A 24,374-nucleotide genomic window follows, 5' to 3' on the forward strand; every position below is an offset into this window, starting at 1 on the left:
AAACGCCCGGTTACATTCCGAACCCGGAAGCTAAGCCTTACAGCGCCGATGGTACTGCAGGGGGGACCCTGTGGGAGAGTAGGACACCGCCGAACAAATTTTAAGAAAGCCCCCGGCCGGGGATACCGGCACGGGGGCTTTCTGCGTTTTGCGTACCGCTTAGGCTCGTAGGCATGCGCTATGACCTCGTCATTTTCGACAACGACGGTGTGCTCGTCGACAGTGAGCCGATTTCCAACCGGCTTCTCGCCGCTTATCTCACCGAAGTCGGGCACCCGACGTCGTACGAGGACTCCATTCGGGACTACATGGGCTCGGCGATGCACCGGGTGCATGATCTGGTTCGGGAGCGGACGGGGCGGGCGTTGCCCGGGGACTTCGACGATGTCTTCCATGCGCGGGTGTTCGCGGCGTTCGAGCGGGAGCTGAAGCCGGTGGCCGGGGTCGTGGACGTACTGGAGAAGCTGGCGGGGGACGGGGTGCCGTACTGCGTGGCCTCGTCCGGGAGTCATGAGCGGATCCGGGTGGGGCATCGGACGACGGGGCTCTCGCGGTTCTTCGACGACGGGCGGATCTTCAGCTCACAGGACGTGGGGCGAGGGAAGCCGGCGCCGGATCTGTTCCTGTACGCGGCCGAGAGGATGGGGGTCGCGCCGGAGCGGTGTGTCGTCGTCGAGGACAGTCCGCTCGGGGTGCAGGCGGCGATGGCGGCCGGGATGGACGTGTATGGGTTCGCAGCCATGACGCCTGCCGCGAAGTTGGCGGGGGTCACTCGGCTCTTCGCAAGCATGGGGGAGTTGGCCGGTCTGCTGGCATCCGCCGGGGACCACGGTAGTCGCCGAAGTTGAGAAGAATTCATCTTTGGCTGGATCTACCCACCGGTACCGCGGGGCCCTACGCTCGCCGCCATGACTGATGTGCTGCGGCGCGGTAGGGCCTCGTTGGCGTTCGGGTTCTTTGCTCAGGGAGTCGCCTTTGCCCTGCTCGTGACGCGGATTCCGGCCATCCAGGACCGGTACGGGGTCTCCGACGCGCTGCTGCCGGCCTTTCTGGCCGCTGTACCGATCGTCGCCGGTGTCGGGAGTGTGGCGACCGAGCGGCTGGTGAAGCGAATACCGCCGAGCCGGTTGTTGCGGTGGTCCCAGCCCGTCGTGCTCCTGGCGCTGCTCGGGGTCGGGGCCGGTGAGCGGATGGTCGAGCTGGGGATCGCGCTCGCCGTGTTCGGGCTGGCCGTGGGGGTGCTCGACGCCTCGATGAACATGCTCGGGGTGAGCCTGCAGAGATCGTACGGGCGCAGCATCATGCTCGGTTTCCATGCGGTGTACAGCCTGGGCGGGATCGTCGGGGCCTCGCTGGCGTGGGCGGGTGCGCACTGGGATCTGGCGCTGGTCGTGTCGTATCTGCCGGTCGTCGTCGTGTTGTTGCCGGCCGCGCTGGTGGGGAGTCGGTGGTACGTCGACGGGGCTGGTGGGGGAGCGGGCAGTGGTGCGGCGGAGGGTGCCGAGGGAAAAGGGCTCGTCGGCTTCGGGGTGTTGTTGCCGCTGTGTCTGGTGATGACCTTCGCGTACATCGGGGACTCGACCGTCTCCAACTGGAGCGCGAAGTACCTGCAGGACGTGCTGGGAAGCTCGGAGCAGTTGGCCACCGTGCCGTACAACGTCTACATGGTCACCACCTTGCTGGGGCGGGCCATCGGGGACTTCGGGGTGCGGCGGCTCGGGGCTGTCGTGGTGGTGCGGGTCGGGGCGCTGGTGGCGGCCGTGGGGTTCGCGGTCGTGGCGGGTGCGCCGGGGGCTTGGGTGGGGATGCTGGGCTTCACGCTGCTCGGGCTCGGGCTGTGTGTGCTGGTGCCGCAGACGTTCGCGGCGGCGGGGCGGCTCGCTGCCGCGAAGTACGGCCCGGGTGCTTCGGATGCGGCCATTGCCCGGATCAATGTGTTCAACTACGTCGGCTTTTTGATCGGTTCGCCCTTGGTGGGTGCGCTGGGCGATGCCTGGAACTATCGCGCGGCCATGCTGGTGCCGATGGTGTTGGTGCTGGTGACGCTTGTGTACGCCCGCTCGTTCGCCGCTCAACCGGACCGATACGGTGACCTGCATGAGCGGCCGCGCACAGCTGATGTGGGACGAGGCAGTAACGGGCTATGACTTCGGCCGGGACCATCCGATGGACCCGGTCCGGCTCGCCCTGACCAGGAGACTCGTCGACGCCTTCGGGCTGGACAAGGACCTGGACGTCGTGGCGGCGCAGCCGGCCGGGGATTCGACGTTGCGGCTGGTCCACCGGGAGGACTACATCGAGGCCGTGAAGGCGGCTTCGGCGGATCCGCGGGCGGCCGACCAGTCGTACGGGCTCGGGACCCTGGACGATCCCGCCTTCGCCGGGATGCACGAGGTGTCCGCGCTGATCGCCGGGCAGTCGGTGGGGGCGGCGGAGGCCGTCTGGCGCGGTGAGGCGCTGCACGCGGTGAACTTCGCGGGTGGGTTGCACCACGCGATGCCGGGGGGCGCCTCCGGATTCTGCATCTACAACGACGCCTCGCTGGCCATTGCCCGGCTGTTGGAGCTGGGGGCCGAGCGGATCGTGTACATCGACGTGGACGTACACCACGGGGACGGGGTGCAGGCGGCGTTCTGGGAGGACCCGCGGGTGCTGACGATCTCGTTGCACGAGCATCCCCGGACGTTGTTCCCGCAGACCGGGTGGCCGGAGGAGACCGGCGGCGAGTCCGCGGAGGGGACGGCTGTGAACGTGGCGTTGCCGGCCGGCACCGGTGACGCAGGGTGGCTGCGGGCGTTCCACGCGGTGGTGCCGGAGCTGATCGCGGACTTCCGGCCGCAGGTGCTGGTGACACAGCACGGGGCCGACACGCACTTCGAGGATCCGCTCGCGCATCTCGCCGTGTCACTGGACGCACAGCGGGCGGTGCAGATGGCCTGCCATGATCTGGCGCACGAGTACGCGGGAGGCAGGTGGGTCGCCCTGGGTGGGGGTGGCTACGCGGTGGTGGAGGTCGTGCCGCGGTCGTGGACGCATCTGGTGGCGATCGCGGCGGGGCGGGCGATCGAGCCGGAGACGATGATCCCGGAGGGCTGGCGCCAGGAGGTCTTCGCCCGGACCAGGCAGTTGGGTCCGGCGCGGATGACCGATGGGCGATGGCCTGTGTCATGGGCAGGCTGGGAGGCGGGGTACGACCCCGCCGATCGGTTGGATCAGGCGGTCCTGGCAACACGGAAGGCCGTGTTCCCGTTGCGCGGGCTGCTGGCCTAGGCGGGGCCCTGGGAGGGGGATGGGCGGGCCGCCCGCCGGCGGGGGCCGTCGGTAGCGGTCGCTAGTCCGACCGTGCGGTGTTTTCTCGTTCCCGCCCGTTCTGATCGCCCCATCCGTCACCATCGCTCACGTGTTGAGTAGCGGAGCTCTCCGTGCCCATCTCCTGGCCGCTCGGCTTGCCGGGAGCGTGACCACCACCCGGGAGGAGAGCCTTCGGAGCTATCGTCTTTTCGCCGCTCGGGATCCGCGGGTGCTCATCGGGCTAGATCCTGAGGGAGGCTGGGGTCAGCGTGATCTCGTGGCGTTGATGGCGGAGAAGTGTGGGGTTTCAGCCGATCTGACGTGTGTTTCCGGTCAGGATGTGATTGATCCGGGGCGGACTTTGACCGGTCTCGATGCCTTTGCCGAACGGGTCGGTGCTGTCGGCCGGCGCGGGGCGCCAGTGCTGATCGGTACCGGGCACCCGCATCAGCTGCTCGGGTTCTACGCCGCCTTGGCGGACGCTCTGTCGGCGGCGGGATGTGCCGTCCTCACCCCTGCGCAGGGTCGCCGTGTCGACATAACGACCCGGTTCGGCCTACGTACGTACAACCTTGATTACGTACGAGGAGTCGCGCTGGTGCGGGAACCCGGTGCCTTACGCCCCGGTTGTGAGCCCGGCGCACACACCCATTCACCGCTGCCGGTTCGTACCGCGCTGGCCGCTGCGGCGGAGGCCGGCGGGCCGCTGCCGGAGCTGGTGATCGGAGACCACGGCTGGGTCTGCGGAGCAGGTCAGCTGGGGTTTGAGGCCATTGGTCTGGCCGATACGAATGACCCCGCGCTCTTCGTGGGTCAGGCCGAGGGGGTGGTGTCCGTCGTCGTTCCACTTGATGACGCTGTGCGGTCTGATTACTACCGGCCGCTTACCCGCTACGTACTCAATCGAGCGTGTCTGTCCCAGTAGGCCGCCGATGGGTGCACCTCTTCCCCACTCGCATCACTGGCCCCTACATTGGGGAGTGAGCACGCAGCGACGAAGAGTCACCGGAAGGGGAAGCCGGTGGCCGTCGAGTGCGGAAGGTTCAGGTGTGTCATGGCTGCAGCTGGCGAGAGGCCTCTGAACGAGGTTCAGTTCCTTACCGTGGCGGAAGTCGCCTCGGTGATGCGAGTGTCGAAGATGACCGTGTACCGGTTGGTGCACAGCGGTCATCTGCCCGCGATCCGGGTGGGGCGGTCCTTCCGTGTCCCCGAGCAAGCGGTTCACGAATACCTCCGCGAGAGTTATGTGGGGGTGGAAACCGCCTGACGGCAGTGGGCGCGGGGGGATCCTCAGGGCTGTTCAGGATTCCCCCGAGCCACCTCGATTACGACCTCAGCGCTCGGGCGGGTAGGCTAGCCCCTCGTAGGTCGTGTGGGCCCATGGCGCCCAAACACCGAGTGATGAGAAGTGAGCGAGGGTAGTCGTGGGCTCTGTTATCAAGAAGCGGCGCAAGCGGATGGCCAAGAAGAAGCACCGCAAGCTGCTCAAGCGCACGCGCGTTCAGCGTCGCAACAAGAAGTAAGCGACGCCGCGAGAAGCGGCGGCGTCTTCTGTGGCCCCCCACCGCACGGTGGGGGGCCACACTCGTATCGAGCTCGTGTGCGTTCGGCCGGACCGTGTGCGTAGGCCTGGACGACGGCTTGGGCTGTCCGGTCGTACGCAGGGAAATCTCGTCACTTCACGCAGTGGGCGGTCATCACAGCGCGACGCCGAACCGCTAAGTTGGCCGCACACGGGGAACTCGGCAGGGGTACGAGTGCTGGAAGGAAGGCGCTGATCTTGGGCAAGGTCGTGCTCGTGACCGGAGTGGCCCGTCAACTGGGGGGCCGGTTCGTACGACGGATCCAGCGTGACCCCCAGGTGGACCGGGTGGTCGCCGTGGACGCCGTGCCGCCCGAGCACCACCTGGGCGGTGCCGACTTCATCCAGGCCGACATCCGGCAGCCCACCATCGCGCGGGTGCTCGCCGAAAGCGGCGCGGACACGGTCGTCCACATGGACGTGACCGGGATGGCGCTCGGCAGCGGCAGCCGGACCACGGTCAAGGAGACCAACGTCATCGGGACGATGCAGCTGCTCGGCGCCTGCCAGAAGTCCCCCACCGTCAAGCGGCTCGTGGTCAAGTCCAGTACGAACGTGTACGGGTCCGCGCCCCGCGACCCGGCCGTCTTCACCGAGACCACCCCGCCCAAGTCCCTGCCGAGCGGCGGCTTCGCCAAGGACGCCGTGGAGGTCGAGGGATATGTGCGCGGCTTCGCGCGGCGGCGGCCGGACGTCGCCGTGTGCGTGCTGCGGTTCGCCAACATCCTCGGACCGTCCGCGGACACCCCCCTGGCGTCGTACTTCTCACTGCCGGTCCTGCCGACCGTGTTCGGCTACGACCCACGGCTGCAGTTCGTGCACGAGGACGACGTGATCGAGGTGCTGCGCATCGGCTCCCACGAGCCGGTGCGGGGCACGCTCAACAGCGGCACCTTCAACATCGCCGGCGACGGCGTCCTGCTGCTCTCGCAGTGCTCCCGGCGGCTGGGCCGGCCCACCGTGCCGCTGCTGCTTCCCGCGGTCACCTGGGCAGGGTCCCTGGTGCGTACGCTGGGTATGTCGGACTTCTCACCTGAGCAGATCCGGCTGCTCACCCATGGCCGGGTCGTGGCGACGGACCAGATGCGAGAGACGCTCGGATTCAAGCCGAAGTTCACGACGGCGGAGACCTTCGCGGAGTTCGCACGCAGCCGCGGAGCGGGTCTGCTGCCGCCGGAGGCCCTTGCGGGGGCCGTCGACCGGATCGCCGCGCTGCCCGTGCTGGGCGGCGGCCACCCCCCGACGCAGAGCGCCAACTGAGGAGCGCATCAACGATGGCGGACGCCAAGGTCATTCCGTTCGACGACGACCGGTCCCGCGGGAGCGCCGCGCAGCGGCCGCAGCGGCGCCGGAGCGTGGGGAACCGGCGCAAGAGTGGTGAATCCGCGCTGGTGCGGGAGGTCCAGCCCCTCCCGGGACGGCCCTTCGCGCAGGATGATGTTCCTGTGACACGTGAGGAGCAGTCGGTCCCTGCGACGCCCCAGGACGACGAGGGCGGCGGCCTGGAGCGGCGTGTCGCGAGCGGCCTGGCCTTCCTGCGCCGCCGCCTCACCGGGGACTACGAGGTCGACGACTTCGGATACGACGAGGAGCTCACCGACCAGGTCCTGATGTCCCTGCTGCGCCCGGTGTACGAGAAGTACTTCCGGGTCGAGGTGAAGGGTGTCGAGAACATCCCGAGCGAGGGTGGCGCGCTGATCGTCGCCAACCACTCCGGGACACTGCCGCTGGACGGCCTGATGATGCAGGTCGCGGTGCACGATCACCATCCCGCGGGCCGGCATCTGCGTCTGCTCGCCGCCGACCTGGTCTTCATGCTGCCGGTGGTCAACGAACTCGCCCGCAAGCTGGGCCACACCCTGGCCTGCGGCGAGGACGCCGAGCGGCTGTTGGGGCAGGGCGAGTTGGTCGGCGTGATGCCGGAGGGATTCAAGGGCATCGGCAAGCCCTTCAGCGAGCGGTACAAGCTTCAGCGCTTCGGCCGGGGTGGCTTCGTCTCGACGGCGCTGCGGCAGCGCACGCCGATCATTCCCTGCTCGATCGTCGGGGCCGAGGAGATCTACCCGATGATCGGCAACGCCAAGACGCTGGCCCGGCTGCTGGGCTTTCCGTACTTCCCGCTGACCCCGACCTTCCCGTGGCTGGGCCCGCTCGGCGCGATCCCGCTGCCGACGAAGTGGACGATCCAGTTCGGCGAACCGATCCCCACGGACGGCTACCCGCCGGAGGCGGCCGAGGACCCGATGCTGATGTTCAACCTGACGGACCAGGTCAGGGAGCAGATCCAGCACACGCTGTACAAGTTGCTGGTACAGCGGCGGTCGGTCTTCTTCTGACGGTCAAGACGGCTGGACGGTCCGGACGGCTGGACGGCTGCTGCCCGGTCGGGACGACTGGATCCTGGTACGGCGATGGGGGCGCCCCCCGTGAGAAGGGGCGCCCCCATCGCCGTACGGCCGGCTGTTCCGCCAGGGCTAGTTCGCGTCCTCGCCCTCGATGCCCAGGCCCGGCAGGAGGCCGGGGAGCAGGGGCGGCAGGGTGACCGCGGGTTCGCTGCTCGGGGTGGCCGTGGACGGTGAGGTGCCGGTGCTGCTGGTGTCCTTCGGCGGGTCGAGCAGACCGCCGGTGCTGCCGCCGAGCAGGCCCTCGCTCTCGCTGCCGGAGCCTTCGGCCGACTTGCTCGGGCTGCTGGAGTGGCTGCCGCCGGTGGAGCCGCTGCCGGTGCTGGGGCGGGCCGAGCGGTCGGAGCCGGACGTGCCGGTCGACGCCGATCCGGAACCACCGCGCCGCTTGCCGTCGCCGTCCCGTGCCGGAGGCTGCGGGAGCAGGGACTGGAGCGGGGCGACCTCTTCGTCTATGGCGTCGAACACCGACGACACCCTGTCGCTGACGTCTCCGAGCTGAAGGGGAAGCCGCTCACGGAGACTGCCCCATGCCGCGCGGTGCGAGCGCGAGAAGGCGGAGAGGGCCTGGATGGGGCCCAGGGACTTCGGGTCGCGCTGGTACGCCTCGCGCAGCAGGCGATGCCCTTCCGAGGCGTCGTGCTGCATGCCGGACAGGGCTCGGCGGATCGCGGTGAGCGACTCGTGGTCGAGCTCTCCGCCGCGGCCGCGCTCCATGAGCCGCCGGGCTTCGCTCAGCCGGGTGGAGGCCTGGTCGAGGTAGCTTCGCCCGCGCTCGTCGTCGCCGTCGGCCAGGACGTTGAGCTTGAAGTCCTCGATGCCGCGCTTGAGGCCGTAGAGGGAGTCGCCGGGCAGCGCGTCGGAACTCGCCGCTGCGACCCCGCCGAAGGCTCCCGCCGCGACTCCGACGCTCAGCCCGCCCGCGGTGAGGCCCTTGGCGAGCCGCGAGCGTGGCTTCAACTTCCCCAGCGGGGAAGCCCGGTGAGCTCCTCGCGCCCGGTCGGAACGTTGCCCGGGCAGCGCCGGGCCCGCTTCGCCCGCCGCGGTGCCCTCCTGCAGCATGGCCTCCATCGCGGCCACGAGCTGGGCCCGCTGGACGACCTTGACCTCGGGGTCGAGCACGGGCTTCGGCAACTCGCCGAGGCCTTCGGTGAGGGCCAACAGACGCCTCTGCTCGGACTGTTCCGCAGCAGCCGGTGCCGGTGCCGATCCATCGGGCTGCCCGGCCTGCTCGGCCGCCGGGCCCCGGTCGGTCAGCTCCTCCAGGGCCTGGGCGAAGGCGTTCGCCCGCCGGTGTGCCGATACGTTCGCGATCACTGGCGGCACCTCCTCTCGTGATGACGGTCGACTCCCCAGGGGGTCCTGAGGGTTGCACGCCCTGACCACATGAACACGATCGAGTGATCGAAGTCGGCCAGGGAGTGACCACAGGGAGCCTGCATCCCGCACAACGAGCGGCGCGGCACTTCGGTTACGGACGGAGGATGAACGGACCGCGAAGTCAACGGACTTTCACCGACCGTGAGTTGAAGTTGCACAGAGTAGGGGAACGGTGGGGTGACGCGCTCAGCGCGCGTCGTCGGGCAGCAGCCGGGCGAGTGTGCGGACGGCCCGGTACTGGAGGGTCTTGATGGCGCCCTCGTTCTTGCCCATGACGCGGGCGGTCTCGGCGACGGAGAGGCCCTGGAGGAAGCGGAGCGTGACGCACTCCTGCTGCTGAGGGTTGAGCCGGCGTACGGCGTCGAGGAGGGCGGCGTTGGAGAGTGATTCGAGGACGGAGTCCTCGGGTGAGCGCTCGACCTCGTTGGCGTCGAGCATCTCGCCGGTGGTCACCTCCAGCCGGAAGCGGCTGGACTTGAAGTGGTCGGCGACGAGGTTGCGGGCGATGGTGACGAGCCAGGCGCCGAAGTCCCGGCCCTGCCAGGTGAAGGTGCCGATGCGTCGCAGGGCCCGCAGAAAGGTCTCGCTCGTGAGGTCCTCGGCGGTGGCCTTCCCTCCGACCCGGTAGTAGATGTAGCGGTAGACGGTGTCGCTGTACTGGTCGTAGAGGCGGCCGAAGGCATCGGCCTCGCCGGCCTGTGCGCGTTCGACGAGATCCATCATGCGGGCGCTGTCGCTGTCCGCGGCAGGCCGCCGGGCGGTGGCAGCGCCGGCTGAGCGCCCCCGTCTGCTCACGGCGGCGCCGCCGTCGGCGAGCGCGTAGCACGGGCCTACGGGCGCGGTGGTTACGGCGAGGGCGGGGACGGCGTACGCGGTGGGGACGAAGCCGCGCAACAGGTCTTGGACCGATGCGCGCAGCGTAGCCAGGCCCGAGGCGTCAACCCCGACGTGTGGGTACACGGGACTCCCAGAGGCAGAGCTTCCATCACGTGCAGTGCGGGACCGTTCACCCGTCGTAGCGACGGAGGGGTACCGGTTTGCGTCTGAGGAGAATAACGCTTCGTGCAGGCACTGCTACGCCCAGTTGCTCAAATCACCGATTGCGTCTCTTCTGTAACCGATTGACGGTCGATCAAGTGCCGGAGAGTGATCGGTTGTTGATCGAACGCGTCCGGGTTCGGGCTGACTCCGGGGCGTGTTGTGGCCGTGTGCAGCCAAGGGGACTGGACACGGGCTCACCGGGGTAGGGGATGCGGATCGGCCGTTCGGCCGGGCGTGGTCAACTCGCCGTCCAGGCCACGCCCCCGGACGGCTGAGGGTCCGACTGTCATCGCCGTCGGCGGTGCAGGGCGATGGCCGCCGCCGTGCCGCCCGCCACCGCGCCCACTCCGGCGGCCGCCGGGATGCCGACCTTCGCCGCCTTGCGGCCCGTGCGGTAGTCACGCAGGCGCCAGTCCAGGCGGCGGGCGTGCTTGCGCAGTTTGGTGTCGGGGTTGATGGCGTAGGGGTGGCCGACCAGCGACAGCATCGGGATGTCGTTGTGGGAGTCGCTGTACGCCGCGCAGCGGGCGAGGTCCAGGCCCTCGGCGGCGGCCAGGGCGCGGACCGCCTCGGCCTTGGCCGGGCCGTGCAGCGGTTCGCCGACCAGCTTGCCCGTGTAGACGCCGTCCACCGACTCCGCCACCGTGCCGAGCGCACCGGTCAGTCCAAGGCGGCGGGCGATCACCTGGGCGATCTCCACCGGGGCCGCCGTCACCAGCCACACCTTCTGGCCGGCGTCCAGGTGCGCCTGTGCGAGGGCACGTGTCCCGGGCCAGATGCGCTCGGCCATGTACTCGTCGTAGATCTCCTCGCCGATCGACATCAGTTCGCAGACCCGGTGGCCCTTGACGATCGAGAGGGCGGAGTCCCGCGCGTCCTGCATGTGCTCGGGGTCCTCGACCCCGGCGAGCCGGAACCACGCCTGCTGCCAGGCGAACCTGGCGAGGTCGCGCGTCTCGAAGAACTTCCGCTTGTACAGGCCCCGCCCGAAGTGGAAGAGGGCGGCGCCCTGCATCACGGTGTTGTCGAGGTCGAAGAAGGCGGCGGCCTTCGTGTCGCCGAGTACCGGGAACTCCGGTTCCCGGTCGGTGACCTCCGTCGTCTCCTGCGACGACTTGCGCGCTGCCTCCGCAGAGGCCTCGCCTGCCAACACACTCCGCGCCGTGGCGGAACGCCTACGGGGAGTGAGCCATCCGAGAGCGGCCATGACCGTGAGCATAGCCAGTTTGTTCGGAGCTTCTGGACTGCGGAGGTTCGAAGCATGTGAACTCTCGGCGACCGTGTCGCCGAAGGACGGACGCCACCGGGCGGGAGCGCCGGGTTCGCCGGTGGCTTCGTGGGTCCTCGGTGTCGGGCGTGCCGCGGGAGAATGGCTGACATGAGCCCCTTCTTCCGTCGCGGCGCGGCCAAGGCGCCCCAGGACCGGCTGGTCACTCTCATCCGCAAGCCCGGCTGTCATCTGTGTGATGACGCACAGATCGTCATCGAGAAGGTGTGCGGTGATCTGGGGGTTCCGTGGGAGTGGAAGGACATCTCCCAGGACCCTCAACTCCACGACCAGTACTGGGAGCAGATCCCCGTCGTCCTGGTCGACGGAGCCCAGCACACCTTCTGGCGTGTGAACGAAGATCGCCTCCGCAAAGCACTGACCGACTAGTCCAACTGCTTCGGAAACTGGCTTAGGATCGACGGCGACTTGGTCTCGGGGGCGGGGATCGTTGAGGAGAGTGTGCGGTTTTGCCCCCAAGAGTTGAGGATCGGTGGTGCGAATGCGCCGGTTCCAGATCAGTGCGCCGGGCTTGCGTGAGCCCGGTCACGTTGGGCGGGCAAATCGGACACCATCTTTGTGCACGCGTTCACAAAGACATAGCCTGCATTCGACGGGGCGGTCATGTAGGGACGTGTGACCGCCTACAGCCCCGCTCTACCCGCAGGAGCACCGTGGCAACTGGCCGAACTCACCGACCGGCGACCCGCAGCCGAGGGATTCCCGAGGCCACCGTCGCCAGGCTTCCGCTGTACCTGCGCGCCCTGACCGCACTGTCGGAGCGCTCGGTCCCCACGGTCTCCTCCGAGGAGCTCGCGGCCGCGGCGGGGGTCAACTCCGCGAAGCTGCGCAAGGACTTCTCGTACCTCGGCTCGTACGGGACCAGGGGCGTCGGCTACGACGTCGAGTATCTCGTCTACCAGATCTCCCGTGAACTGGGGCTCACCCAGGACTGGCCGGTTGTGATCGTCGGTATCGGCAATCTCGGCGCCGCCCTCGCCAACTACGGCGGGTTCGCCTCCCGAGGCTTCCGGGTGGCCGCGCTCATCGACGCCGACCCCGCCATGGCCGGCAAGCCCGTCGCGGGGATCCCCGTGCAGCACTCCGACGACCTGGAGAAGATCATCCAGGACAACGGCGTGTCCATCGGTGTCATCGCCACTCCCGCCGGTGCCGCCCAGGCCGTCTGCGACCGGCTCGTGGCCGCCGGCGTCACCTCCATCCTCAACTTCGCGCCGACCGTGCTGTCCGTTCCGGACGGCGTCGACGTGCGCAAGGTCGACCTCTCGATCGAGCTGCAGATCCTCGCCTTCCACGAGCAGCGCAAGGCCGGTGAGGAAGCCGCCTCCGACGGTGGCGTCCAGACCGCCGCCGCCCGCAGTGACTCCGCCGACCAGGGGCCCGACGGGGACGTACCCGCCGTGATGCCGGCATGAGTCTCCTCGTCGTGGGCCTGAGCCACCGCAGCGCCCCGGTCAGTGTCCTGGAGCGGGCGGCGCTGAGCGCGGACGCCCAGAGCAAGCTGCTGCAGGACACGGTCGCCGCCGAGCCGGCCACCGAGGCCGCCGTGCTGGCCACCTGCAACCGGATCGAGCTGTACGCCGACGTGGACAAGTTCCACGCCGGTGTCGCCGAGCTGTCCACGCTGCTCGCCCAGCACAGCGGGGTGGGGCTCGACGAGCTCACGCCGTATCTGTACGTGCACTACGAGGACCGGGCCGTCCACCATCTGTTCTCCGTGGCCTGCGGGCTCGACTCCATGGTCGTCGGCGAGGGGCAGATCCTCGGGCAGATCAAGGACTCGCTCGCCAAGGCGCAGGAGCTGCACAGCGCGGGCCGGCTGCTGAACGACCTGTTCCAGCAGGCCCTGCGGGTCGGCAAGCGCGCCCACTCCGAGACCGGCATCGACCGCGCCGGACAGTCCCTGGTCACCTTCGGCCTGGAGCAGCTGGCCGTCGGGACCGACGTCGCGGCGTGGGCCGGCGGAAAGAAGGCGCTGGTCATCGGCGCCGGGTCGATGTCCTCCCTGGCCGCCGCCACCCTCGCGCGCGCCGGTGTCGCCGAGGTCGTCGTCGCCAACCGCACCTTCGACCGTGCCGAGCGTCTCGCGCAGATCCTCGGCGAGGCCGGTGACACGGACGTGTCCGCCCGCGCGGTACCGATGGAGTCGGTGCCGGTCGAGCTGACACGTGCCGATGTCGTCGTCTCCTGCACCGGAGCGACCGGGCTGGTCCTCACGGCCGCCTCCGTCGCCTCGGCGGTGGAGGGCCGTACCGGTCGGCCGGTCGCCTTCGACGCGGCCGACGGCGGCGCTCGTACGACGGGCAGGGCGCCGGCTGCCAGGGCGCACGCCGACGTCACCGACGTACCCCAGACGCCGCTGCCGCCCACCAGCGTCGGCTCCGACGAGAACTGTCCGCTGGATCTGACCGCCGTGCAGGGAGGATTCTCCGTGCACGGGGAGGCCGCCGTCGCCGGCATGGACGCGGCCACCCTGGAGCAGCACGCGGCCTGGGCGGCGGGCGGCGCGGTCGACCGCCGTGAGGCCGCCCGGCGCAGCCCCGAGGCCGACGCCGAGCTGATCACCGCGCTCGCCGCGACCGTGGCCACGGTCGGCCGGATCCCCGAGCGCCGCAAGCCCGAGCCCGTCGTCGAGGCGCCCCGCCCCGCGCCGGTGCTCTCCCTGCTCGACCTCGCCATGCCGCGGGACATCGACGCGGCCGTGCACCGGCTGGCCGGGGTGCGGCTGGTCGACATCGAGTCGCTGGCGGAAGCCTCCGCCGACGCTCCGATGGCGGCCGACGTGGATCAGGTCCGCCGGATCGTCGCCGACGAGGTCGCCGCCTTCGGGGCGGCGCAGCGGGCCGCGCACATCACGCCGACCGTCGTCGCGCTGCGCACCATGGCCGCCGATGTCGTGGCGAGCGAGATCGCCCGCCTCGAAGGGCGGCTGCCCGGCCTGGACGACAAGCACCGCAGCGAGATCACGCAGACCGTGCGCCGGGTGGTCGACAAGCTGCTGCACGCGCCGACCGTCCGGGTCAAGCAGCTCGCGGCCGAGCCCGGCGGCGCCGGATACGCGGACGCGCTGCGGACCCTGTTCGACCTCGACCAGGAGACGGTGGCCTCCGTCTCGCGCGCCGAGGACAGCACCGACAAGAACCGAGGCCCACGATGACTCAGCAGGCACTACGGCTCGGCACCAGGCGCAGCAGGCTCGCCATGGCCCAGTCCGGGCAGGTCGCGCAGGCCGTGCGCCAGGTGACCGGACGGCCCGTCGAGCTCGTCGAGATCACCACGTACGGTGACGTCTCGCGTGAGGCCCTCGCGCAGATCGGTGGCACGGGCGTGTTCGTGACCGCCCTGCGCGACGCGCTCCTCAGGGGCGAGGTCGACTTCGCGGTGCACTCCTTGAAGGACCTGCCCACCACGCAGCCCGAGGAGCTGGCGCTGGCCGCCGTGCCGGTCCGGGAGGATCCCCGGGACGTCATCGTCGCCCGGGACGCGCTGAAGTTCACCGACCTGCCGCGCGGGGCGCGCATCGGTACGGGTTCGCCGCGCCGCATGGCGCAGCTGAACGCGTACGCGCGCGGCCACGGGCTGGACATCGAGACCGTGCCCATCCGCGGGAACGTCGACACGCGGATCCGGTACGTGCACGACGGTGAGCTGGATGCGGTGGTGCTGGCCGCGGCCGGCCTGAACCGCATCGGGCGCATCGAGGAAGTGACCGACTTCCTGTCGGTCGACACCGTTTTGCCCGCCCCCGGCCAGGGGGCCCTGGCGATCGAGTGCACCGCGGACGACGCGGACCTGATCGCCGCGCTCGGCGAACTCGACGACCCGTTCACCCGGGTCGCCGTGACCGCCGAGCGGTCCCTGCTCGCCGCCCTGGAAGCCGGTTGCAGCGCCCCCGTGGGCGCTTTGGCCGACCTTCCCCTCTTCTCGGCTCCGTTCGAGCGGGGGGTCTCCCAGGCCGACGGGCAGATTGTCAAGGAAATGCGCCTGCGCGGCGTCGTCGGCACGACCGACGGCACCCGCATGGTGCAGCTGTCCACCACCGGTCCCGTGCCCGAGACGCACGACCAAGCGCTGGCGCTCGGTCGCGAACTCGCCACCGAGATGCTTGCGCAGGGTGCGGCCGGTCTGATGGGGGAGCGAGCACAGTGAGCCCCACCACTCTTCCCGCCGGCCTCGAACACGGGCACGTCACCTTCCTCGGTGCCGGACCCGGGGATCCGGGACTGCTGACCCTGCGCGCCGTCGAGGCGCTGGCGAACGCGGACGTACTCGTCGCCGAGCACGACGTGCTCGACGTGGTGCGGACGCACGCTCGGTCATCCGTCGCGGTCGTGCACACGGAGACCGGTGCGTCGCCGGACCGGCTACCGGGCACGCCTCCTGGCCCAACGCTCGTTGACGGCACGTCAAAAAGCGTTGAGGTACCCGCGGTGCGGGATGCGGCACATCTTGTCATGGAGGCCGCACGGGGCGGCAGGCGGGTCGTGCGTGCGGTGTCCGGGGACCCCGGCCTCGACGCGTACGCCGCCGAGGAGATGCTGGCCTGCGCCGCGGCGGGCGTGCCGTTCGAGGTCGTGCCCGGCGTGGCCACGGCTGTCGGCGTGCCCGCGTACGCCGGGGTGCCGCTGCGCGACGCACAGGGCGCCGACGTGCGGTTCGTGGACGCGCGGACGGCCTCGGACCGCTGCTGGACCGAGGTCGGGGCGTCGGACGGGACCGTGGTCGTGTCGACGACGCTGGACGCCGTCGCCGCGGCCGCCGGGGAGCTGGTGTCGGCGGGCCGCAAGCCCGACACACCGCTGACCGTGACGGTCGCCGGTACCACGACCCGGCAGCGGACGTGGACCGCGACCCTGGGGACCATCGCCCAGACCCTGAAGCAGGCCAAGGTGCTGCCGTCGCCGGAGGGCGGCCGGCCGGTGATAGCCGTGGTCGGTGAGCGTTCCGCCCCCGCCCAGCGCGACCAGCTGGCGTGGTTCGAGTCCAAGCCGCTGTTCGGCTGGAAGGTGCTCGTGCCGCGGACGAAGGAGCAGGCCGCTTCGCTCTCCGACCAGTTGCGGTCCTACGGTGCCGTGCCGCACGAGGTGCCGACGATCGCCGTCGAGCCGCCGCGCACGCCCCAGCAGATGGAGCGGGCGGTCAAGGGCCTGGTGACGGGCCGCTACGAGTGGATCGCCTTCACCTCGGTGAACGCCGTCAAGGCGGTCCGGGAGAAGTTCGAGGAGTACGGGCTCGACGCCCGGGCCTTCGCGGGGATCAAGGTCGCCGCGGTGGGCGAGCAGACGGCCAAGGCGCTGATCGCGTTCGGTGTGAAGCCGGACCTGGTGCCGAGCGGTGAGCAGTCGGCCGCCGGTCTGCTGGAGGACTGGCCGCCGTACGACCCGGTGTTCGACCCGATCGACCGGGTGTTCCTGCCGCGCGCCGACATCGCCACGGAGACGCTGGTCGCCGGGCTGATCGAGCTCGGGTGGGAGGTCGACGACGTCACCGCCTACCGGACCGTGCGGGCCTCGCCGCCGCCGGCGGAGACGCGGGAGGCGATCAAGGGCGGTGGCTTCGACGCCGTTCTCTTCACGTCGTCGTCCACCGTGCGCAACCTCGTGGGTATCGCCGGCAAGCCGCACAACGTGACGGTGATCGCCTGTATCGGCCCGGCCACGGCGAAGACCGCCGAGGAGCACGGGCTGCGGGTCGATGTCATGGCTCCCGAACCGAGCGTGCACAAGCTCGCGGAGGCGCTGGCCGACTTCGGCATGAAGCGGCGGGCCGCCGCCCTCGCGGCCGGTGACGCGGTGACCCGGCCCAGCGAGCGCAGGCCGGGGGCCCGGCGGCGCCGGGCCACCTGAGCCGGGAGCCGGTCGTCCGCTGAGCGCGGTCCGACGGGAGGGGGCCCGCACCCGGTGATCCGGGGGCGGGCCCTTCCGCCCGTCTGCGTGCTCTCGCCGGGGCGAGCGGGTCAGCGGGACGTGCGGGCGTGCCCCAGCCGGTAGGCGCCGAGGATCAGGCCGGCCAGGATGACGCCGCCGAGCGGGTAGCGGACGCCGTCGCCCAGGTCGCCGGCGATCACGGCGACTTCGGCGCCCACCAGGACGGCCAGGAGAGCGGCGAGCGGGACGACGGAGTTCGGGCGGCTGGAGTGGTTGCTCATGGCGTTCTCCCCGGTGGTGCGGACGGCTCCTTGAGCAAGAAACTCTGCCGTCCCGCCCACCCGTCGGCGAGACGGAGAACGTGCAGCTTGCTGCAGCCCGCTCCGGCCGCTTCCGGCACGCCCGTGCGCCGTCCCACGGCGGCGGGATCGAGACCACGTGGTGCGCAGGGGGGCCCATGACACAGCCGACACTTCGGTTCCTCGGGGTGAGCGCCCGCGAGGAGGCCGCCTACCGCCGGCTCCTGCGGGACGGCGTGACGGCTCCCGACCGGGCCGTCGCCGATGTCCGCGGGGAGACCGCCGATCAGCTCGTCGAGCTCGGGATCGCCACCCGCACCCACACCGGGGCACTGCGGCCCGTGCCGCCCGCGCGGGCGGTGGAGCGGCTCATCGAGCGCCGGCTCGACCGGCTGCGGGGCGAGTTGGAGGACGCAGCCGAGGCCGAGGGCATCGTGGACTCACTGCGCGCGGAGCGGGAGGCGGCGACCGCAGCGCCGTCCGTGCCGTCCCAGGCGCCGACCGTGCGGCGGATCGAGGGCATGGCGGCCGTACGGGCCGTCATCGACGAACTGACCTTCTTCGCGCGCACCGAGAGCCTCACCACCAACCCCAGGGGCATCATCACGCCCGAGTCCGCGGGCCACACCCGGCCCGTCGACCTGCGGGTGCTGCGCCGTGGGGTGCGGATGCGCACGCTCATGGCGGCACCCGCGCTGGACGACCCGCCCACGCTGTCGTACCTGCGGGAGCTCGCGGCGAAGGGGGCGGAGATCCGGATCTCGCACCTGCCCCTGGAACGCATGATCATCTGTGACCGCGCGGCGGCCCTCACGCCCATCGATCCGGCCGACACGGCCAAGGGCGCGCTGCTCACCCGCGAACCCGGCCTCGTCGCCACCCTGGTCACCCTCTTCGACCGGATGTGGGCGACGGCGCAGGAGCTGCCCACCCGGGACGACGAGGCGCCCACCGAGATCGAGCGGCGGATCCTGCGCACCCTGTACACCGCGGAGAAGGACGAGAGCGGGGCGCGGGAGCTGGGCATCTCCGTGCGAACGTACCGCAAGCACATCGCTTCGCTGATGACCCGCCTGCACGCCGCCAACCGCTTCCAGGCGGCGCTGCTGGCCCGGGAGCGGGGCTGGTGCTGAGGGTTTCGGGCCGTCAGGACGCCATGGGCACCGTGTGGCCGAAGCGGAGCAGGTTGGCCGGGTCGTAGACCGACTTGTCCTTGCGCAGGCGGTCGTACACCTCCGGGGTCCAGGCCCGGGCGCGGTCGGACTCGTCGCCGGGCGTGCCATGGATGTTGATCATCGTGCGGCCCGTGCCGTAGGGGGCCATCGCCTCGTGCAGGGAAGCGGTGGCCCGCTCTATGGCCGCGGCCGCCGGTGGGGCGGCCAGCACGCCCACCGTCTCCAGGATGTACAGGGCGTCCCTCGCGCAGATCGCGTCGTCCTGGCGGGCGGGCCGGGACAGGGCGCCGCCCATGTGGCGGAGCTCCGCCATGAGCAGGGGGCAGTCGGTGACGTCGGGGCCCACCTGGTCCAGGAAGGCGCGGATCGCGTCGGGGGTGAGGTCGCGCAGCAGAGCGCACGACTCGCGGGCCGGGAGCGGGTCCTGCGGCTCCAGGTGGATGCGGTCCAGGGCGGCGTACGGCATCTCCTCCACGGTGTCGACCTCGACCGGCGCCGCGGCGCGGATCGGGGCCAGCAGGCGCTCGCCCTCCGCGGGGTCCCCGGGCCAGGCGATCGCGACGCGGGCCCAGAAGCCGCCGCGCAGCGGTTCGGGGATCTCCGGGATGGGCGGCAGGCGCAGCAGGGCGAAGGCGCTGCACATCTCGTCCGGAACCGTCCGTGTCCATTCGGTCCAGTTCCGCAGCACGGCCTCGGCGTGCTCGCCGGGGCTGTGGACGGCGCCGCCGAGGACGCCGGCCAACGGCAGCAGCTCGAAGACCATGGAGGTCACCACGCCCACGTTGCCCTTGCCGCCGCGCAACGCCCAGAACAGCTCCGCCTCGTGGTCGGGGTCGGCCTCGCGGAGTGTGCCGTCGGGTGTGACGACCTGGAAGGACCGGACCAGGTCGGTCGCGTAGCCGTAGGCCCGGCCCATGACGGGCAGGCCGCCGCCGAGCGTGTAGCCGACCGCGCCCGCGTCGGTGGAGGTGCCCGTCAACGCGGCGAGGCCGTGCGGTGCCGCCGCGTCCAGGACGTGCCGCCACTTCGCGCCGGCCGCGACGGTCGCCAGGCGCTCTCGCGGGTCGATCCGTACGTCGGTCATGCGGGCCGTGCTGATCAGCAGCCCGTGGTCGATGGGGAAGTTCGCCCCGTGGCCCGTGGCCTGCACCGCGACCGGCGTGCCGGTGGCCGACGCCCAGCGCAGGGCCCTCACCACGTCGTCGACGCCCGTCGCGCCGACCACCACGTCGGGGGTGTGCAGTGCGGCCAGGTTGAAACCGGCGACCTCCTCGGCGTAGCCGTCGTCGCCGGGGCGCAGGACCGGGCCGTGGATCTCGGAGAGGGCGAACAGGTCGGGGGTGTGGTGAGGGGTGGCTGTCATCGCGTCCTCCGCGGTGTGCGTACGTACGGAGGGACGGCGGCGGCGGGACGAGGTGGGGCGGGCCGTCGGAGTCCTTGCGGGCGGGGGCTGTTCGGGGCCTCCCCTCTCAGGATGGACCCCGGGTGTCAGGGCCGCATGCGGGCCGCCGGGGGGCGATCCGGCCGACGCCACGTCGGCAAAGGGACCGCCGGGGCGGGCGTAGCGTAGGTGGCATGACGACGTACGGTTCCTTCCCCGGCACGCGTCCGCGGCGTCTGCGGACCACCCCCGCCATGCGGCGCATGGTCGCCGAGACCAGACTGCACCCCGCCGACTTCATCCTCCCGGCCTTCGTGCGCGAGGGCGTCAGCGAGCCGGTGCCGATCGCCGCGATGCCGGGCGTCGTCCAGCACACGCGGGACAGTCTGAAGAAGGCGGCCGTGGAGGCGGTCGAGGCGGGCATCTCCGGGATCATGCTCTTCGGGGTGCCCGAGGAGGAGAAGAAGGACGCCCTCGGGACCCCCGGGACCGACCCGGACGGGATCCTCCAGGTCGCCATCCGCGACGTGCGGGCCGAGGTGGGGGACGACCTGCTCGTCATGTCCGACCTGTGCCTGGACGAGACCGTCGACCACGGGCACTGCGGGGTGCTGGACGCGCAAGGGCGGGTCGACAACGACGCCACCCTGGAGCGGTACGCCGAGATGGCCCAGGTGCAGGCCGACGCCGGCGCCCATGTCGTGGGCCCCAGCGGGATGATGGACGGGCAGATCGGCGTCATTCGCGATGCGCTCGATCAGATCGGGCGGGAGGACGTGGCCGTCCTCGCCTACACCGCCAAGTACGCCTCCGCCTTCTACGGCCCCTTCCGGGAGGCCGTCGCCTCCTCGCTGAAGGGGGACCGCAAGACGTACCAGCAGGATCCCGCGAACGCCCGTGAGTCTTTGCGTGAGTTGGCCCTCGACCTGGAGGAGGGCGCCGACATGGTGATGGTCAAGCCGGCCGGACCCTACCTCGACATCCTGGCACGGGTGGCCGAGACGGTGGACGTGCCGGTCGCCGCCTACCAGATCTCCGGTGAGTACTCGATGGTCGAGGCCGCCGCCGAGAAGGGCTGGATCGACCGGGACCGGGCGATCTTCGAGACGCTGACCGGCATCAAGCGGGCGGGCGCGCGCAACATCCTCACCTACTGGGCCGTCGAGGCCGCGCAGAAGCTGGGCCGCGGGTAGCGGTTCCCCGCGGGCTGCCGCTCATGGCCGCCCGGACGCCGGGGGCGCGGCGGGAGCCGTGGCCGTGGGACTGGTCGGGGTGGACGGGCCCTCGTCGCGCAGGCCCTCGCCGTCCTCGCACGCGGTGAGCGTGAGTACGGCGACGGCCACCAGCGTGGCGGCGAGCAGCCGGGCGCGGACGCGAACGGGGTGTGCGGACGCGGACATCGTGGCGGCCCTCTCCTCAGGTGGGGGCTGGGATCGGCCCTCAGCCTGAGCGATCATCCGCCCCGCCCGCCACCCTCTGCCGGGAATTCGGGACGCCCCGGTCGAGGGCATCCGTCTGACCTGCGGAAACGCCATGTCCCGTGTGCCCGGTGCGGGACGCGGGACGGATGTGGCCGTCGAGGTGCCCGGGGCGGCAAGGTCCGCATCCCGGAAAGCTGCATGTAGACGACACGTAGTTCTCTAGGCTGCCCGGCACGAGCCGTCCCCCGCGTCGCCGCAGCCGAAGGAGCCGTGTCATGACCGTCATCGCGTCCACGCCCCACCCCGCCGCAGCCGCCGTGCCACCGCTCGCGGCGCGGACCGCAAAGGTCGGCGGCTCGCCCGTGCGGGACATACTCGCCGTCACCGCCCGCCCGGAGGTCATCAACTTCGCGGGAGGTCTGCCCGCACCGGAGCTGTTCGACCGGGACGGCATCGCCTCCGCCTTCCGCGACGTGCTCGCCGAGACGCCGGCGCAGGCGTTGCAGTACTCCACGACCGAGGGCGAACCGAGCCTGCGCGCCGGGCTCGCCGCACGGCTGTCGCAGCGGGGCCTGGTGACCGGGGCCGACGACCTGCTCGTCACCACCGGCTCCCAGCAGGGCCTGTCACTGCTGGCCACCGCGCTGCTGGATCCCGGGGACACCGTCCTCGTCGAAGACCCCTGCTATCTCGCGGCCCTTCAGGTCTTCGGTCTCGCGGGAGCACGGATCGTGGCGGTGCCGGGTGACGCGGACGGCGTGGACCCGCGGGCGCTGGAGGAACTGGTCGCCCGGGAACGGCCGAAGCTCTTCTACACCGTGCCCACCTTCCAGAACCCGACCGGCAGGACCCTGCCCGCCGCGCGCAGGGCGGCCGTCGCACAGGTCGCCGCGCGGGCCGGGGTGTGGATCGTCGAGGACGACCCGTACGGCGAACTGCGGTACGAGGGCGAGCGTGTGCCCTGGATCGCCTCGTACCCGGGTGCCGAGGACCGCGCGGTGCTGCTGAGCTCCTTCTCCAAGGTGATGGCGCCCGGAGTGCGGCTGGGCTGGCTGCGCGCCCCGGCCGCCCTGCGCCGCGCCTGCGCCGTCGCCAAGCAGGCGGCCGACCTGCACACCCCGACCGTCAACCAGCTCGTCGCCGCCCGCTGCCTCACCACCCTGGACGCCCACCTGGCCCGGGTCAGGGACGTCTACCGCGAACGCCGCGACGCCATGCTGGCGGGGCTGCCCGCCGCGCTCCCGGACGGCTCCGCGTGGCAGCGGCCCGAAGGCGGCATGTTCCTCTGGGTCCGCCTGCCCGCGTCGTACGACACGACGGCCCTGCTCCCGAAGGTGGTGCGGCAGGACGTGGCGTACGTCCCCGGCGCACCCTTCTACGCCGGTGAACCCGACCCGTCGACGCTGCGGCTGTGCTTCGTGACGCAGACGCCCGAGGAGATCGGGGAGGGGCTGCGGCGGCTCGGGGAGGGGCTGCGGTCCTAGGACCGACGACGCAGGACGGATCGTTCCGTGGACGGCGGTCGGGCCTGCGCCGATCTTCATATGGTGATGCCATGTCCGACACCTTGCGCTTGGATCTGGATGAGTATCTGCGGCGAATCGGTGAGGAGGGGGAGCTGCGGGCGGACCTGGCGACGCTGCGGCGCCTGCACCTGGCACACATGCGGAGCATCCCGTTCGAGAACCTGGACGCTCTGCGGGGCACCGCCCCCTCCCTCCAACCCGCCGACCTGGTGGCCAAGTTGCTGCACAGCCGCCGCGGCGGCTACTGCTACGAGCACAACACCCTGTTCGCGGGCGTACTTCAGGCGCTGGGCTTCGGGGTGACCCTGCTGACCGCACGGGTCGTCGTGGGAGCGGACCGCATCGAGAGCCGCCCGCGCACCCACATGGCACTCCTCGTGGAGGTCCCCGGCGATCCGCAGCCGTATCTGGCGGACGTCGGCTTCGGCGCGATCGGCGCGCTGCTGGAGCCGGTGCCGCTGACGACCGGCGTCGAGTTCCAGGACGCGGAACGCCGGCACCGGCTGGTCCACGCGCCGCACGCGGGACCGCTGGAGATGTGGCTGCTCCAGGCCCGGGACCAGGCGAAGGGCGACTGGGTCGACCAGTACGCCTTCACCCTGGAGCCGTTCGAGAAGCCCGACTTCGAGGTCATCAACTGGCACATCGGCACCAACCCGCGCTCGCCCTTCACCCAGCGCCTCTACGTCCAGAACATCACCGCCGAACGCCACCTCCTCCTCGACGGCCGGCTCCTGACGGAGACGCGCGCGGACGGGACCGTCGTCGAACGCGATGTGACCGAGGAGGCGGAGGCGCGGCGGCTGCTGGACGAGGAGTTCGGGATCGACGTGCCGGAAGGGATGCGGCTGCTGCCGCGCTAGAGGCGGGTTGCCGGGTCGTGTCCGCGCGGCCTAGTCCCACCAGAAGTGCCAGGCCGACCGGCCGAGGAGCCGGTGCTCGGCGTAGCCGCGCAGATCCGTGTCGCTGCCCTGCCAGATGGTGTCGGGGCAGAACGCGAAGTGTTCGGCGGCCAGGGCCTCCGCCTCGGCGAGCGTGGTGGGCGGGGCGGCCACGGACACCAGCAGGGTGTCGAAGCCGAGGGCCACGACCCGTATGCCGAACCGGTCCTCCCAGGAGCGGAGCACCGCGGACAGCCGGCCCATGTCGTTCTCGTGGTTCGCCGGGCCCATCCAGCCGATCACCGCCGGGATGTCGGCGCTGCGGCGGGCCGGGACGAGCGCGAGACGCGGCTCTTCCAGGGCGTCGCCGCCGTCGAGGAGCAAGCCCACGACGTCGGAGGCGACGGCATCGGGGTCAGGGGCTCCGCCGGCGGCCGCGGCGCCGGCCAGACCGGGCCAGTCCTCGTCCTCCGCAGCGCACTCGTCCCAGAACTCCGCCAGCACCTCCTCGGCGTCGTGATCCCCCGGGTACGACATCTCGCCCGGCATCAACTCCCACAGCTCCGGCCCGCCGTGGCGGGCGACGTCGAGGAGGACCGGGAGCAGGCCGGCGCCCGGTGCCGTCCGCCGCAGCGCGGCCCAGCCGCCGCTGGCGGCGCGACCGTCCGCCAGCCACAGCAGCGGCTCGTGCCACGGTCCGTCGTCCGTCGTGTCCAGCAGCCTGCCGGGCGGGAGTCGGAGGCCGACGACGCCCCCCGTGGGGTCGGTGGCCAGCTTCGGCAAGGAGTTCGGAAGAGTCGCCATGTCGGTGACTGTAGGCGGCGGCACTGACAACGAGCG

General features: G+C 71.2%; 24 protein-coding genes and 1 rRNA gene. 18 read left to right on the forward strand and 7 right to left on the reverse strand.

The features are described 5' to 3' along the window. The 9 genes from rrf to ACWCPI_RS05220 all read left to right on the forward strand — a co-directional run. Positions 1–95: ribosomal RNA gene (gene rrf / locus ACWCPI_RS05180) — 5S ribosomal RNA — on the forward strand; the annotation flags it as partial. Positions 96–173: 78 nt separating this feature from the next. Continuing rightward, positions 174–848: an HAD family hydrolase gene (locus ACWCPI_RS05185; RefSeq protein WP_451036833.1), complete on the forward strand. Its 675-nt coding sequence runs from the start codon at positions 174–176 to the stop codon at positions 846–848. Positions 849–908: 60 nt separating this feature from the next. After that, entirely contained in the window at positions 909–2,147 is a 1,239-nt protein-coding gene (locus ACWCPI_RS05190; protein WP_451036834.1) for an MFS transporter, read from the forward strand. Then, entirely contained in the window at positions 2,098–3,270 is a 1,173-nt protein-coding gene (locus tag ACWCPI_RS05195; protein ID WP_451036835.1) for an acetoin utilization protein AcuC, read from the forward strand. The genes ACWCPI_RS05190 and ACWCPI_RS05195 overlap by 50 nt, the downstream gene beginning before the upstream one ends. 130 nt (positions 3,271–3,400) lie before the next feature. Continuing rightward, complete coding sequence (locus ACWCPI_RS05200) at positions 3,401–4,216, forward strand: phosphatase (RefSeq protein ID WP_451036836.1); 816 nt, start codon at positions 3,401–3,403, stop codon at positions 4,214–4,216. A gap of 129 nt (positions 4,217–4,345) precedes the next feature. Next, positions 4,346–4,558, forward strand: a complete 213-nt coding sequence (locus ACWCPI_RS05205; RefSeq protein WP_004984898.1) for a helix-turn-helix domain-containing protein — start codon at positions 4,346–4,348, stop codon at positions 4,556–4,558. Positions 4,559–4,715: 157 nt separating this feature from the next. Then, complete coding sequence (locus ACWCPI_RS05210) at positions 4,716–4,814, forward strand: 30S ribosomal protein bS22 (RefSeq protein WP_003948845.1); 99 nt, start codon at positions 4,716–4,718, stop codon at positions 4,812–4,814. Positions 4,815–5,071: 257 nt separating this feature from the next. After that, the gene (locus tag ACWCPI_RS05215) at positions 5,072–6,133 is read left to right on the forward strand and encodes an NAD-dependent epimerase/dehydratase family protein (protein ID WP_388810072.1); all 1,062 of its coding nucleotides are present in this window, start codon (positions 5,072–5,074) and stop codon (positions 6,131–6,133) included. 14 nt (positions 6,134–6,147) lie between these two features. Beyond that, on the forward strand, positions 6,148–7,209 hold the full coding sequence (locus ACWCPI_RS05220) for a lysophospholipid acyltransferase family protein (protein WP_451036837.1): 1,062 nt from the start codon (positions 6,148–6,150) through the stop codon (positions 7,207–7,209). Between the two features lie 138 nt (positions 7,210–7,347). On the opposite strand, the gene ACWCPI_RS05225 is transcribed toward ACWCPI_RS05220, so the two are convergent. From ACWCPI_RS05225 to ACWCPI_RS05235, 3 genes are all read right to left on the reverse strand, one after another. After that, positions 7,348–8,592: a DUF5667 domain-containing protein gene (locus ACWCPI_RS05225; RefSeq protein ID WP_451036838.1), complete on the reverse strand. Its 1,245-nt coding sequence runs from the start codon at positions 8,590–8,592 to the stop codon at positions 7,348–7,350. Positions 8,593–8,841: 249 nt separating this feature from the next. Next, positions 8,842–9,615 carry an ECF subfamily RNA polymerase sigma factor, BldN family gene (locus ACWCPI_RS05230; RefSeq protein ID WP_388810066.1) on the reverse strand — a complete coding sequence of 258 codons (774 nt, stop codon included), beginning with the start codon at positions 9,613–9,615 and terminating at the stop codon, positions 8,842–8,844. Positions 9,616–9,982: 367 nt separating this feature from the next. Then, entirely contained in the window at positions 9,983–10,903 is a 921-nt protein-coding gene (locus ACWCPI_RS05235; RefSeq protein WP_451036839.1) for an HAD family hydrolase, read from the reverse strand. Between the two features lie 162 nt (positions 10,904–11,065). Here ACWCPI_RS05235 and ACWCPI_RS05240 point away from each other — a divergent pair, with 162 nt between their 5' ends. From ACWCPI_RS05240 to ACWCPI_RS05260, 5 genes are all read left to right on the forward strand, one after another. Beyond that, entirely contained in the window at positions 11,066–11,353 is a 288-nt protein-coding gene (locus ACWCPI_RS05240; RefSeq protein ID WP_451036840.1) for a glutaredoxin family protein, read from the forward strand. Positions 11,354–11,637: 284 nt separating this feature from the next. Then, positions 11,638–12,399, forward strand: coding sequence for a redox-sensing transcriptional repressor Rex (locus tag ACWCPI_RS05245; protein ID WP_019753576.1), 762 nt, complete (start codon positions 11,638–11,640; stop codon positions 12,397–12,399). Continuing rightward, positions 12,396–14,141 (forward strand): glutamyl-tRNA reductase, encoded by a 1,746-nt coding sequence (locus ACWCPI_RS05250; protein WP_451036841.1) that lies wholly within the window; start codon positions 12,396–12,398, stop codon positions 14,139–14,141. The genes ACWCPI_RS05245 and ACWCPI_RS05250 overlap by 4 nt, the downstream gene beginning before the upstream one ends. Further along, positions 14,138–15,133: a hydroxymethylbilane synthase gene (hemC, locus tag ACWCPI_RS05255; RefSeq protein WP_451036842.1), complete on the forward strand. Its 996-nt coding sequence runs from the start codon at positions 14,138–14,140 to the stop codon at positions 15,131–15,133. The genes ACWCPI_RS05250 and hemC overlap by 4 nt, the downstream gene beginning before the upstream one ends. Further along, positions 15,130–16,830, forward strand: coding sequence for a uroporphyrinogen-III synthase (locus tag ACWCPI_RS05260; RefSeq protein WP_451036843.1), 1,701 nt, complete (start codon positions 15,130–15,132; stop codon positions 16,828–16,830). Before hemC ends, ACWCPI_RS05260 begins: the two co-directional genes overlap by 4 nt. A 110-nt stretch (positions 16,831–16,940) precedes the next feature. Here the strand turns inward: ACWCPI_RS05260 and ACWCPI_RS05265 are convergent, their stop codons facing one another. Continuing rightward, positions 16,941–17,132: a hypothetical protein gene (locus tag ACWCPI_RS05265; RefSeq protein WP_451036844.1), complete on the reverse strand. Its 192-nt coding sequence runs from the start codon at positions 17,130–17,132 to the stop codon at positions 16,941–16,943. Positions 17,133–17,308: 176 nt separating this feature from the next. Between ACWCPI_RS05265 and ACWCPI_RS05270 the strand changes: the two genes are divergently transcribed. Continuing rightward, positions 17,309–18,283 carry a LuxR C-terminal-related transcriptional regulator gene (locus ACWCPI_RS05270; protein ID WP_451036845.1) on the forward strand — a complete coding sequence of 325 codons (975 nt, stop codon included), beginning with the start codon at positions 17,309–17,311 and terminating at the stop codon, positions 18,281–18,283. Positions 18,284–18,296: 13 nt separating this feature from the next. Here the strand turns inward: ACWCPI_RS05270 and ACWCPI_RS05275 are convergent, their stop codons facing one another. After that, complete coding sequence (locus ACWCPI_RS05275) at positions 18,297–19,688, reverse strand: FAD-binding oxidoreductase (RefSeq protein ID WP_451036846.1); 1,392 nt, start codon at positions 19,686–19,688, stop codon at positions 18,297–18,299. A gap of 212 nt (positions 19,689–19,900) precedes the next feature. On the opposite strand from ACWCPI_RS05275, the gene hemB reads away from it, so the two are divergent. Next, a complete protein-coding gene (hemB, locus tag ACWCPI_RS05280) occupies positions 19,901–20,899 on the forward strand; it encodes a porphobilinogen synthase (protein WP_451036847.1) in 999 nt (332 codons plus the stop codon). A 21-nt stretch (positions 20,900–20,920) separates the two neighbouring features. Here hemB and ACWCPI_RS05285 read toward each other — a convergent pair whose 3' ends face one another. Next, a complete protein-coding gene (locus tag ACWCPI_RS05285) occupies positions 20,921–21,106 on the reverse strand; it encodes a hypothetical protein (RefSeq protein ID WP_451036848.1) in 186 nt (61 codons plus the stop codon). A 296-nt stretch (positions 21,107–21,402) separates the two neighbouring features. On the opposite strand from ACWCPI_RS05285, the gene ACWCPI_RS05290 reads away from it, so the two are divergent. Further along, positions 21,403–22,611, forward strand: a complete 1,209-nt coding sequence (locus tag ACWCPI_RS05290) for an aminotransferase-like domain-containing protein (protein WP_451036849.1) — start codon at positions 21,403–21,405, stop codon at positions 22,609–22,611. A 71-nt stretch (positions 22,612–22,682) separates the two neighbouring features. Continuing rightward, positions 22,683–23,516 (forward strand): arylamine N-acetyltransferase family protein, encoded by an 834-nt coding sequence (locus ACWCPI_RS05295; RefSeq protein WP_451036850.1) that lies wholly within the window; start codon positions 22,683–22,685, stop codon positions 23,514–23,516. Between the two features lie 30 nt (positions 23,517–23,546). On the opposite strand, the gene ACWCPI_RS05300 is transcribed toward ACWCPI_RS05295, so the two are convergent. After that, positions 23,547–24,338 (reverse strand): DUF4253 domain-containing protein, encoded by a 792-nt coding sequence (locus ACWCPI_RS05300; protein WP_451036851.1) that lies wholly within the window; start codon positions 24,336–24,338, stop codon positions 23,547–23,549. Positions 24,339–24,374 lie beyond the last annotated feature (36 nt).

Source organism: Streptomyces sp. NPDC001920, assembly GCF_053594495.1.